This is a genomic window from Bavariicoccus seileri WCC 4188 (genome assembly GCF_000421665.1).
Classification (GTDB): Bacteria; Bacillota; Bacilli; order Lactobacillales; family Aerococcaceae; genus Bavariicoccus; species Bavariicoccus seileri.
The window spans coordinates 1-12949 of record NZ_ATXL01000051.1; the positions used below are offsets into that span (position 1 = coordinate 1).

The window sequence follows — 12949 nt, forward strand, 5'->3', positions numbered from 1 at the left end:
ATTTATTAAACTGAATTTTTTCGAGGAACTCACGAACCAAAATCAATCCGCCATGGGAAGATAGCTTTTCACTTTTTGAGGAAATTTGAACATTTTTATTGAAACTTAGTCGATTATCGCGTAAATTTGACATATAGAACACCTCTGTTTTGTATTTTCGTCAAATTTACATTAACAGAAAGGTGTTCTTTTTTCACGCACCAAATGGGTGAAAAAAGAAACTCTTTGCAAATGTTGAAGAAATACGGTTTTAGAGCGCAAACTCATAAAACTATGAATTATCTAGGTATCTTCATAATCGGAAATATCATAACCATTATCATCATTAGGCGATTTATAAACTGGGCTCAGCCAAATCGCATCTATTCCTAATTTTTCTAAGTAGTCTAATCGACTAATAATACCTTTCAAATCACCGATGCCGTCTCCATCACTATCTTGGAAACTACGCGGGTATACTTGATAAACAACTGCTTTCTGCCACCATGACGTCATATTAAATCTCCTTTGTTTTTTCATATTTCTTGAACACATTCAGTACTAAAAACGACTTTAAAAAAATCATAAAACTCAATCCAATAAAAATGCTGATATACATCATAAATACAAACAAGACAGGAGAGGTCAACATCACAAACAACACACCGACCGTCATCCCAGCTAACACTAAACTTGTCCAAATATTCGCCAAACACAACTTAGTCGCATTGATGAAAATCACCTTAGCCGAGTCCTGGTAGCGGGCGATATAACCGTATAAAAACTGTCCACATAGCAGCATGAACAAGCCAACGATGACCACACCAATCAAGGAAAAAGAAGCTGTTTTGGCAACTTGTGTGAAATACCGGATATCAATCACGATAATCAAGAAGAGTAAGAAGTGAATGACACTGAACCCAATAGCTTGCTTGAAATTTCGTTTGAAAGCCTCACTATAATTTTGAACGATGCGTGTGTCATTATTGTCGATCAACTTAAAACAAGTCGCATAGGCTGCACTAATCGAAACACCAATCGTCACCAGTGGAATACTCGTCACGAGGATGCATAAATTGAGCACTAACAAACTCCATATCTTCATCAACACTCTATAAACAGGTCCATCAACTTGAAAAAAAGCATTCATCACCCCAACCCCCTTCTATCTTATTTTACCTTACTCTATGACCATATTTCGCCTATACTTAACCTTACTGCTCGGAGTTGACCGTAGAAGATCACATTTCTTATTCCTTAACTGCTCCTACAACAATCCCTTGTACGAAGTATTTTTGTAGGAATGGATAGATGACCAACAATGGGACGATTGCCACAATAATTTTTGCGGCATTCAAGTTACGATCAGATACGGCTAAAAGACTTTGTAATTGTTCAGATGTCATACCACTGGCATTTTGCAATGTCTCAGCGATATTAACAGACAAGGATTGAATATAGGTCATCAATGGGTAGTTTTCAATCTTCGTCATATAGATCAATCCACCGAAGAAATCATTCCAACTGCCTACAATACTGAACAACGATACAGTTGCTAGTGATGGCAACGAAATTGGAATATAGATTCTTGTCAACACATCCCAGCCATTGGCACCATCAAGTAATGCTGATTCTTCCAATGATTTAGGAATACCACGGAAGAAATTCATCACTAAGATGACACTTCCAATTGGAACAGCACCAGGTAAGATTAACGACCAGATACTATTAATCATACCTAAATTACGAACAATTAAATAGGTTGGGATCATCCCACCATTGAATAACATCGCGAACACCATGAAATTCATAAAGAATCTTCTTGAACGAAATACTTTTTTCGATTTTGACAATGGATAAGCCAATGTCACGATCATTGACAAGTTGAGAATTAACGCAGCAAAGACACGAAAGACCGATATGCCGAACGAACGCCAAAATTGTGAATCATTGACAATTCTTTCATAAGCCGCCCATGTAAATTCCACCGGCCAAAGTGCGACACGATTTCCTGCTGCTGCTTGAGAACTACTCAATGACAACGCCAAAACGTTCATCAAGGGTATCAAGCATGATAATGTTAGTAAAATAACGATCACATAGATCACAAATTGGCGAATACCAAATTTTTCCTTCATATTATTACCCCCCTGATAAGTTAGAACATGACGCGATTAGTAGCTTTTTCAGCAGCTTTATTAGAAATGTAAATCAAGAGTAAGCCAATGATCGAACGAACTAAACCAACTGCAGCACCTAGACTGTAATCCCGACCTATCAACCCAATCCGATAAATGTAGGTATCTAATACGTCCCCACTCGCGTAAACCGGCGGTGAATATAAGTTGTAGACTTGGTCGAACCCGGCGCTCAAAATACCTGGTAACGCTAGAATCGTCATTAAAATGATAAAAGGCATCATCCCTGGAATCGTCACATGTCTCACTCGTTGGAACCAATTCGCCCCATCCATTGTCGCAGCTTCATATAGGCCCGGATCAATTGAGGTAATTGCTGCTAAGAAAATAATCGAATTATACCCAAAACCCTTCCACACATCTGTCCAAATCAATAAATGTGGGAACACTTTGTTACTTCCCAAGAAGTTGATTCGGTCAAAACCAATACTTTGAATAATTTGATTAACCGTACCATCTAGATTAAAGAGGTTCAAAATAACGGATGCTAGAATAACCCAAGATAAGAAATAGGGCAGATAAACGATCGTTTGCATCGTTTTCTTCATCCATTTTACTCGGATTTCGTTGAGTAGAATTGCAAAAATAATTGGAATAATCGTATTTAAAATAATTTTACCAACTGCGATAAATACTGTATTATAAGTCACCTGCCAAATATCAGGGAGGTTTAGGATATATTTAAAATTGTCAAACCAGACAATTTTAGATCCCAAAAACCCTCTTGCTGGTACAAAATCTTGAAAGGCCATGATCAGTCCAAACATTGGCGCATAAGAGAAGATTATTAGAAAAATCATCCCGGGAGCGATCATTGCTAAGAATAGCCATTGATCTCTGGAGAGCCAGCTTTTCTTTTTTACTGCTACTTTTTCCATAGTGTGCTCCTTACTCTTAATGTAAAATAGAGCATCTGTAGAAAAACTCAAATGCTCTACTTCCATGTGTTAATTATTTTTGGTCATCTGCAAGTTTTTGCATTTCTTCTAAGATTGCTTGTCCACCTTGACTATCCCAAGTGTCAACGTACTTATCAAAGTTATCAAGTGATTCCTCACCTGTCACATACTTGATGAATGTTTCTTCTTCAAGCTTGCCAATTTGAGCCCCATTACGTTCAGAAGCTTTGATTGTTTCAAAAGTGACAAACGGAGTGATTTCATTATAAATACCGGCTTGACGAACACCATCCATCACGTGGTCCACTGCTAGTAATCTAGAAGCATAAACCGCCCAATCAGTTGGGTCTGATCCAGTTGGGTCATCTAAATAAGCTTTGATTTTATTAGAGTTGTTTTTAACAGTAAAGCTTGAGATATCGTCAATACTCGTTTCGCCTTCTGCAGCTTCTGACGCTTCAACGGCATCCGAAATTTCACTCAAGTTCTTGAACATTTCGATATTCACTGGTCTAACGGAACCATCAACTGCTTTTTGTGCATACTCGTAAATTTCAGGATATTCTTTTTCCATATCCTTTGAGTTTGCAACGTCATCAAACAATAGGTTAATCATTTTTACAACCAATTCTGGATGTGCAAAATCTTTGCTGACTACAACATAACCACCCACACCAGGTTTGCTAACACCATTGACTTTGCCATCACTACTTTCAATCGCAAATGGTGTAAAGGTTGCTTCTGGATTAGAGGTTCTAGCTTGTACCAATGCCCAGTCAGGTAAATGCCATGGTCCAGGAACAATTCCGAGTTCGCCATTGATCATCATGGCATTGATATCATCGTAAGTCCTTGTTCCGAATTGGTCATCTAAGATCTTGTCATCGAACAATTGTTTGACATAAGCTAAGCTTTCTTTAGTTTCTTCAGTATTTGAACCATATTCTAATTTACCATCATCACCAACTAAATAATTCTTAGGATAAGAACCTAAAGCGTTAAAAATTGCTGTAGCGGTATAAGCCGAACCACCATGACTATCCCCAGTCAGCCAGTTTGCAAAAGCCAGTCCTTGGGTCTTGCCACTACCACCCGCATCTTTTTCTTTAAATGTTTGTGCCGTTGATTTTAATTCATCTAATGTTATGGCGTGGTTACCATCTTCATCCAGTTTGATGCCTAAATTATCTAGCCAGTCTTGTCTAATCCAAACTAAGTTAGGGCCAAAATCATTTGCTGTCCCTGGTAAAGCCATAATTCTATCATCAATCTTGGCAGAATCGATTTGAACATTATCAAATGATTTATAGATTTCTTTAATCCCATCACTAGCGTATTCATCATAGACGTCTGTTAGATCGGCAATCAAGTCATTGTCAGCCAATTCTTCCATTTCATCACGACTAACTACCATTAAGTCAGGAAGATCGCCAGAAGCAATGGCTAATGACACCTGACGTGTAAAGTCATCCCCATTGGCTTCAAAAGCACTTTGTATATCGACACCTAATTTTTCCTTAACTAGTCTTCTATAAGCATTGTCCCCATAAGAATCGCCTTCTGGTAATTTCGAATTTGGTTGTGTTTGTTGACCAACCGTCATAATAATATTGCCATCAGCATCTTTTTCAGCTTCTTTTGGTTCATTCCCTCCACATGCAGTTAGTAGCAATGCACTACCTAAAACCAACGAACCGGTTAAAAACTTATGCATATTTTTCATTTGGTTCTCTCCTTTTATTTAGTTTACGTAATCGTTTACGTAACTTGTAAAAAAATGGTCGAATCGTTTACGTCATCGCGATACTGATATTAGGAACACTTTATGGCATTAACGTAAACGTTTACAGTCATATAATACCACCACGACTATCAAGCTGTCAATAGCGCTTACATAATTTGGGATATTTTCTCTCAAAAACATCCAAAAACACCGTCCTATCAATATTTTTGAAGGCGGTGTTTCGTTAAGAATTTTTATTTATTTCTTTTTCCATGGCTCTCTAAAGCCGTTCATGTGCTGTTGGAAAACTTTTTATATACCTATCACTAAGCTTCAGCATCATATGCTAATGTTCCATCAAGGTAAGTAGCAACTAAGCTCATATCGTCTTCAAGGACAATAAAGTCAGCGGCGTATCCTGGAGCAATTTTACCACAGACGTCATCAATTTTAACGGATTCTGCTGGGACTTGGCTTGCCATACGAATAGCTTCAGCAGGAGAGGCAATTTGCCATTTCACCACATTTTTAACCCCATCAATCAATTGCAAGATACTTCCTGCTAAATTACCAGAATCAGCTAACCGCGCAGCACCATCTTTAACAATGACCTTGTATTCGCCTAAATGAGACTCTCCTTCACCGAGACCACCTGCTCGCATGCAGTCAGTGATTAACATCGTACGCTTGCGACCATGTGCGTCTAAGAGAACTTTTGCAGCAACAGGATGAACATGGTGACCATCACAGATTAACTCATCATAGGCATCTTTAAAAAACATTGCTGCCCCAACAACACCTGGCTCACGGTGATTTAATCCACGCATACCATTATAGGCATGAACAAAAATGTTCGCCCCTGCGTTAATGACCGCTTCGCATTCATCGAAGGTTGCTGAAGTATGCCCAATACCGACCGCAACCCCTAATTGTGTCGCTTGTTTTGTAAAGTCTACTGCACCTTCGCGTTCAGGAGCAATCCCAATCTTCTTAACATAGCCCTTCGAAGCTTCCACCCATTCTTCTAAGGCAGAAATATCTGGGTCACCCATGTATTTAGGATTTTGAGCCCCTTTATGTTCTTCAGAGAAGAAAGGCCCTTCTAAGAAGATACCTCTAATTTTCGCCCCTTCAAATGCTTCAGCATTCTCACCGACAGTCCGACAGACATCTGCCAATAGCTCTCTTGAGGCCGTCAACGTCGTTGGTAACCATGACGTCACACCGCAAGATGGTAACGCTTCTGCCATCACCTTCAACCCTTCAGGATCATTATCCATCACGTCATGGCCTTGATAGCCATGAATATGCGTATCGACTAACCCAGGCGCAATACTAAACGATCCATAATCGATGACATCACTACCTTCAGGAATATCACGTGAAAAATCTCCAAACTTACCGTCAGCAGTAATCTCGAGATACCCCGGTCCTGTTACTTCCATTGGTAAGAAAAATTGCTTCGCTTGAACATAAGTTGACATCATTTCCGCTCCCTTATTTATTTTATTAGCTGTACACTACAGCCGAACTTGTCACAAACAAAACAGCTATAAACATGCTGGTCACTTTTCACTCTCTCATTTTACCCCTAATAACTCGTTTTAGCTAGTTTGACAAAACTGAAAAATGGGCTATTTATTTGCTCATATAAATCGTTTCCATTTCAAAATATGATATTCTAGATATGAGGTGAGCGCTATGGTAAAAAGAAAAATTGTAATCATTGGCGGTGGCGTTGTTGGATCAGTTGCCGCTTACTATCTATCCAAAACAACACATGATGTGACATTGATAGATGACGGAATCGGTCAAGCGACTAAAGCAAGTGCTGGTATTATCTGTCCTTGGTTTTCACAAAGACGTAATCAAGATTGGTATCACTTGGTGGATACAGGAGCAACTTTTTATCGCCAACTCGTCGAAGATCTCACTGCAGATGGGGTGAAGACACTCCCTTTCCATGAGACAGGTTCTTTAGTCTTTAAGCGCTCACGTCTTCTAGCGGAGAAACTACTGCTAACTGCAAAGTTAAAACGAGAAGCTAATCCGACAATTGGTAGTTTAAATCTCCTATCGCCAGAGTCCGTCAAACAAATTTATCCTAACCTACAAGCCGAACACTACGCCTTGTATGCTAGCGGCGGTGGCCACGTCGACGGTCAATTGCTAATTTCGACATTACAGAACATTGCCGAACAAAATGGGACAACGATTATTCGCGAAAAAGCCCGAATCACGTCAGTTGATCGCCATAGCGTCGCTTTTGGAGAACAGGTTAAAACCTTCGATCACATTATTTTAGCGGTCGGCGCGTGGTTGCCTGAACTTTTAGCTCCCTTTGGTCTAAAAACCGACATTAGACCACAAAAGGGACAATTAATTACTTGTCAGACCAATCGACAAACCTCCAACTGGCCTGTCTGCATGCTCATTGGCGAAACAGACATCCTGCCATACGGCGAAACTAGCTTAATCATTGGGGCAACTCACGAGAATGATCAACTCTTTGATTTAACGCCTAGTAGCAGACAACAGAACATTCTGCTCGAAGAAGCCAAGACTGTCTTAACAGACATCGATTTAACTATCTCAGGACATCGTGTTGGGACTAGAGCCTATACCTCTGACTTCTTACCATTAATAGGTCCTATACCTAGTTACGACCACATCATAGCCGTCAGTGGCCTAGGCTCGTCTGGTTTAACCTCTGGACCGCTGATTGGCTATGAAGTCGCTCAAACCATCGCCAACGACCAACCATTAGTCGACTATTTAACCCCTTTTTCAGCTAAAAGGTATATTAAATAACTTAGGTTCTTAACAGATCCTAAAACCACCTTATTTAAAGCGTTTTGTTGCTTTCTTTTTGTTTGTAATCAGCTGTCTATTAAACTAAAATATAATTGTCATCATATTTTAGAAAGGATGTTACTCATGTTAAAAGAATTTAGAGACTTTTTGATGCGCGGAAATGTTATTGACCTAGCTGTCGGTGTGATTATTGGGGCTGCTTTCTCAGCAATTGTTACTTCATTAGTAAATGATATTATTATGCCGTTGATTACCGCAACCACAGGGGCAGCTGATGTTAGCGACTTAGCTATTACCATAGGAAACGCTAAACTAGCTTATGGTAATTTTTTACAAGCCATCATCAACTTTGTAATTATTGGCTTTGTCCTCTTTATGATCATTAAAGCAGTTAATAGCGTCACTAACCGCTTATCTAAGAAAGCAACAACACCAGAAGTTGCTGTGCCAACTGCTGAAGATTACTTGAAAGAAATCCGTGACCTCTTAGCTAACGACCAAAAACCTGTTTCTAAGTAAGATATAAGTTGCTAGCTTAAGATGTTTTATAGCGTAATGTGTGAGATAACTTTGACACTTACAATTGAAAAAATCTCTCTAAACCCTTGATAACAAAAGGATTTAGAGAGATTTTTCTTTTTTTCAGTTGTATATCTATTTCGTTAATGGCTAGCTAGTAGCTGAATATTGCCTCACTAGTAACTGACATCACACCGCTATCGGTGCTTTAATCGCTGGATGAGGGTCATAGTTTTCGACCTTGATATCAGAGACATCAAACTCAAACACACTCTTCTTATCCGTATTCAAAACCAACTTAGGCAACGGTCTTATATCACGTCCCAGTTGCGTAATCATCTGCTCCATATGATTGTTATACAAATGAGCATCCCCTAGCGTATGAACGAACTCACCGACCTCTAATCCTGTCTCATGTGCAATGAGATGAGTCAATAAGGCATAACTTGCAATATTAAATGGCACACCTAAAAATACATCAGCACTGCGTTGATACAGCTGACAACTTAACCTTCCGTCATTGACATAAAACTGGAATAGCGTGTGACAAGGTGGCAAGGCCATCGAAGGCACATCTTCTGGATTCCAGGCTGAAACAATCAAACGTCTAGAATCAGGAGTCGTCTTGATCATTTCAATAACCTGCGCTAACTGATCAATTGTCTCCCCTTGTGTCGTTTTCCAATGACGCCATTGTGAGCCGTAAATATTGCCAAGCTCTCCATATTTTTTTGCAAATACCTCATCATTCAAGATATTATCACAAAATCGTTCTAACTCTGCTTCATAGTGTTCTTTGAACTCCGGATCGATTAACACACGATTGCCAAAATCGGTCATGTCAGGGCCATGGTAATCCGCACTCTTCACATAACGGTCAAACGCCCACTCATCCCAGATATGGTTCTTATGTTCTAGTAAATAACGAATATTCGTATCACCCTTTAGAAACCACAATAATTCACTTTTGATTAAGCCAAAAGGCACTCGTTTGGTTGTTAACAAGGGAAAACCTTCAGATAAATCAAACCGCATTTGATAGCCAAAAATACTCTTTGTTCCCACACCAGTCCGGTCAGCTTTTTCATGCCCATTTGCTATGATCTCGCGTCCTAATGCTAAGTATTGTTCCTCCTGTGCCATAGAGACCACTCCTCAATCGTTTTTTCCAGTGTAGCATATTTTGCCCTTCCTATGTTATTCAACTATAATAGAAGTGACAATTATACCGATAACAAGTTTGCCCTCAACCCACGAAATTTCATATATTCTTGATCTATTTGACTGTATTTAGCTGTCATATAGCTATCCCTATTGCCATTTGATTTGATTCTAGAAAGAGAGAGTAGATTTTATGCGTCGTAGAAAATTATTACCCATCATCGTGATTATCCTAATTGCCATTCTCGGAGGAGCTGTTTACCTCCAAAGACAACACACCGCTGCCACAACATTCACTGGGAAAATCACGCACCTAGATAGTGCAGGCGAAGAAGCTTCTGTCACCTTAACCGTTATAAAAGCAGGGGAAAACGTAGCCGGATTAGCACCAGATAGTGATGTGGTCATTCCAAACATTGGTGACTTCGTGGAACCATCTGAGCTTTCAGAAGGCAAAGTTCTTTCTGTCAGACTGGAAAAGAACGCCATAATGACTATGAGTTACCCACCTATCATCCCAGGAAATTCCATTGTAAAGATTACAGTGACTAATACGATTATAGACTAGATTACCACTTATCTTATTTCTTTTTTGTAGCTCAATCTTGTAATAACTTTTATCTGTTAACACTAAGACATACACTTTTACCAGTCGTATGCCTTAGTGTTTTTTGTATAGCATTCAGCGCTTCGGTGATCTATTAATAATACCATCTCTTGATACCTTGATGACACATTTAGATGAAAAGAAAAAGGCAAATGCTCAATTTTAAGTAGCATTTGCCTTTTTTAGTTCACAGTAATCTGAATGGTTTGACAAGATAACTGTAAACTATATTGAATTCTACTTTCATTAAGAAATAGATTCCTTAATTACTTGCGTGCATCTTTTCTCTTCTTGTAGTAAATTCCACCTGCTGCGATAACTAACATTCCACCGAGTAACGATAAAGTTAACGTACTAGCTTCACCTGTTTGTGGTAATTTACCCTTACCTTTATCAGAAGGTTGAGAAGGTTTACTTGGTTTTTCAGGCTTACTTGGTTTATCAGGTTTAGGAGTATGTGTATTAGTAATCGTCACATGCCCTTTACCATTATCAACCACTGTTGCTGTGTAACCTTTAACTTCAGTTACTTCCTTCACAGAATAGACAACTTCTTTACCATCGACTTTTTCATCGAGATTAGTGAATATCGTCATCCATTTATTGCCATTGTTCAATTTAACTGGTTTACCAATGGCTTTACCATCAGCATATAATTGAACTTCGATTTCATCTGCTCTCAATCCATCTTTATCATTATCATCATCCCAAACTTTCGTTACAGTAAGACTCGTCTTACCTGGTGTATGAGTATTTGTAATGTCGAAGCCGTCAATAGTTGGCGTGTAATCTTTAACAGCATCTTCAGAAACTGTGTACTCAATTTCTTTACCGACTGAACCAACTTCGTATTTAGGTAAGTTCTTGAACTCATACTTCCAGTCTGTTTCAGCACTTACTTCAAACGTTTGTCCTGTTGGTTCATTATCAGCTAGCAAATTAACTGTTACTGAGTCTGGACGTAAGCCATCTTGATTGTCGTTGTCATCCCAAGTCTTCGTTCCAGCTACTTCAGTTGTTTCTGGGGTATGTGTATTTGTAATAGTTACATTGCTCTTGTCAGAATCATCAATTGCAGTCGTATATTCTGATACTTCGGATGTTTCTTTAACAGTATACTCGATAACCTTTCCAGCAGCTTTTTCATCTAAATCTTCAAAAGTTGTTGTCCAGTTATTATCAGCATTTAATTCAACCGCGTCTCCTTCTTCTCTACCATCAGCATACAATTGAACTTTGATATTATCAGGACGAACACCATCTTGGTTATCCGCATCATCCCAAACTTTTCTAACTGTAACGCTAGTTTGACCTGGAGTATTGGTGTTGATGATATCATAACCATCTGCTGTTTCAGAATATTTTGGTGTGTATCCTGTAACATCTTTCTCAGAAACTGTGTACTCAATTTCTTTACCGACTGAACCAACTTCAAACTTAGGTAAGTTCTTGAACTCATACTTCCAATCAGTTTCAGCACTTACTTCAAACGTTTGCCCTGTTGGTTTATTATCAACTAACAAGTTAACAGTGACTGAATCTGGACGTAAACCATCTTGGTTGTCCGCATCATCCCACGTCTTCGTTCCTGCTACTTCAGTGGTGTATGGCTTATGAGTGTTAGTAATGTTAAAACCATCAACCTTAACATCATATCCCTCAACTGTTTCTTCAGATACTTCGTATGTAATAGCTTTTCCAGCTTCATTCTTAGGTAAACCAGTAAAGCTATAGCTCCAATCATCTGCAGCAGTTACTTCTTTACTGTCAACTTTTTCGTCGTTTGCTAATAAGTTAACAGTGATGCTATTTGGACGGATACCATCTTGATTGTCCGCATCATCCCATGACTTGGTTCCAGCTACTTCAGTAGTTTCTGGCTTATGAGTGTTAGTGATGTTGAAGCCATCGATCTTAACCTCATAGCCTTCTACCGCTTCTTCAGAAACTGTGTATTCAATGACTTTCCCAACTGAACCCTTTTCAAACTTAGGTAAGTTCTTGAACTCATACTTCCAATCTGTTTTAGCACTTACTTCGAACGTTTGTCCTGTTGGTTTATTATCAACTAATAAGTTAACAGTTACCGAATCAGGACGTAAGCCATCTTGATTGTCCGCGTCATCCCATGTTTTCGTCCCAGCTACTTCAGTCGTTTCTGGTTTATGGGTATTGGTAATGTTGAAGCCATCAACCTTAACCTCATAGCCTTCTATTGCTTCTTCAGAAACTGTATATTCAATGGCTTTACCTGCTTCATTCTTAGGTAATCCAGTGAAGCTGTAACTCCAATCGTCTGCTGCAGTTACTTCCTTACTGTCAACCTTTTCACCGTTAGCTAGTAAGTTAACTGTAATTGATTCTGGACGGATACCATCTTGGTTTTCGACATCATCCCATGTCTTCGTTCCAGCTACTTCAGTTATTTCTGGTTTATGAGCGTTGGTAATAGTCACGTTACTCTTATCAGAATCATCAATTGAAGTCGTATATCCTGGCACTTCAGATGCTTCTTTAACAGTATATTCAATAACCTTACCAGCCGCTTTTTCATCTAAATTGTCAAAAGTCGTTGTCCAGTTATTTTCATCATTTAATTCAACCGCATCGCCCTTTTCTTTACCATCAGCATACAATTGAACTTTGATACTATCAGGACGAATGCCATCTTGGTTGTTGCTATCATCCCAAACTGTAAGGTTACAATACATGTGTTACATGAAAATAAAAAAATAGAGGAAGCTTCTGCTATACTGTAATTACCACACCACAGAAAGGAAAGCTTCCCCTATGAAGAATATTATAACAGAAGAAATGCGATACAGAAAGAAAGTCGTTGATTATGCGGTTAAACATGATAATAATGCCAAGGCTGCACGCAAATATCACACAAATCGGATGCAAGTCAAACGTTGGAGAGACAACTATGATGGGACATGGGATAGTTTAAGAAATAAGAGTACAAAGCCCCACTCACATCCCAATCAACACACTGAAGAAGAGTTAAATATCATGAAAAAGACCTACCAACGGTATGGCCATGAGGGGC

11 protein-coding genes and 1 pseudogene are annotated in these 12949 nt (G+C 39.0%); 4 read left to right on the forward strand and 8 right to left on the reverse strand.

The window, feature by feature from the left end:
- Nucleotides 1-291: 291 nt before the first annotated feature.
- The 6 genes and pseudogenes from H541_RS0109245 to nagA all read right to left on the reverse strand — a co-directional run.
- Nucleotides 292-495, reverse strand: a pseudogene (locus tag H541_RS0109245) (alpha-amylase family glycosyl hydrolase); the annotation flags it as partial.
- A gap of 1 nt (nt 496) precedes the next feature.
- Complete coding sequence (locus H541_RS0109250) at nt 497-1129, reverse strand: YesL family protein (RefSeq protein ID WP_022797034.1); 633 nt, start codon at nt 1127-1129, stop codon at nt 497-499.
- 100 nt (nt 1130-1229) lie between these two features.
- Entirely contained in the window at nt 1230-2117 is an 888-nt protein-coding gene (locus tag H541_RS0109255; protein ID WP_022797035.1) for a carbohydrate ABC transporter permease, read from the reverse strand.
- 20 nt (nt 2118-2137) lie between these two features.
- Nucleotides 2138-3055: an ABC transporter permease gene (locus H541_RS0109260; protein ID WP_022797036.1), complete on the reverse strand. Its 918-nt coding sequence runs from the start codon at nt 3053-3055 to the stop codon at nt 2138-2140.
- 73 nt (nt 3056-3128) lie between these two features.
- Nucleotides 3129-4799, reverse strand: a complete 1671-nt coding sequence (locus H541_RS0109265) for an extracellular solute-binding protein (protein ID WP_022797037.1) — start codon at nt 4797-4799, stop codon at nt 3129-3131.
- A gap of 326 nt (nt 4800-5125) precedes the next feature.
- Nucleotides 5126-6283, reverse strand: coding sequence for an N-acetylglucosamine-6-phosphate deacetylase (gene nagA / locus H541_RS0109270; protein WP_022797038.1), 1158 nt, complete (start codon nt 6281-6283; stop codon nt 5126-5128).
- Between the two features lie 217 nt (nt 6284-6500).
- Between nagA and H541_RS0109275 the strand changes: the two genes are divergently transcribed.
- Nucleotides 6501-7610: an NAD(P)/FAD-dependent oxidoreductase gene (locus H541_RS0109275; protein ID WP_022797039.1), complete on the forward strand. Its 1110-nt coding sequence runs from the start codon at nt 6501-6503 to the stop codon at nt 7608-7610.
- A 126-nt stretch (nt 7611-7736) separates the two neighbouring features.
- Nucleotides 7737-8132, forward strand: coding sequence for a large conductance mechanosensitive channel protein MscL (gene mscL / locus H541_RS0109280; RefSeq protein WP_022797040.1), 396 nt, complete (start codon nt 7737-7739; stop codon nt 8130-8132).
- A gap of 189 nt (nt 8133-8321) precedes the next feature.
- Here mscL and H541_RS0109285 read toward each other — a convergent pair whose 3' ends face one another.
- Nucleotides 8322-9275, reverse strand: coding sequence for a thymidylate synthase (locus H541_RS0109285; RefSeq protein ID WP_022797041.1), 954 nt, complete (start codon nt 9273-9275; stop codon nt 8322-8324).
- A 211-nt stretch (nt 9276-9486) separates the two neighbouring features.
- On the opposite strand from H541_RS0109285, the gene H541_RS0109290 reads away from it, so the two are divergent.
- A complete protein-coding gene (locus H541_RS0109290) occupies nt 9487-9861 on the forward strand; it encodes a hypothetical protein (protein ID WP_022797042.1) in 375 nt (124 codons plus the stop codon).
- A 305-nt stretch (nt 9862-10166) separates the two neighbouring features.
- Here the strand turns inward: H541_RS0109290 and H541_RS12235 are convergent, their stop codons facing one another.
- A complete protein-coding gene (locus tag H541_RS12235) occupies nt 10167-12611 on the reverse strand; it encodes a Cna B-type domain-containing protein (protein WP_022797043.1) in 2445 nt (814 codons plus the stop codon).
- Nucleotides 12612-12690: 79 nt separating this feature from the next.
- Here H541_RS12235 and H541_RS0109300 point away from each other — a divergent pair.
- Nucleotides 12691-12949 (forward strand): helix-turn-helix domain-containing protein (locus tag H541_RS0109300; protein WP_022797044.1); only part of this gene is annotated, 259 nt, incomplete at its 3' end.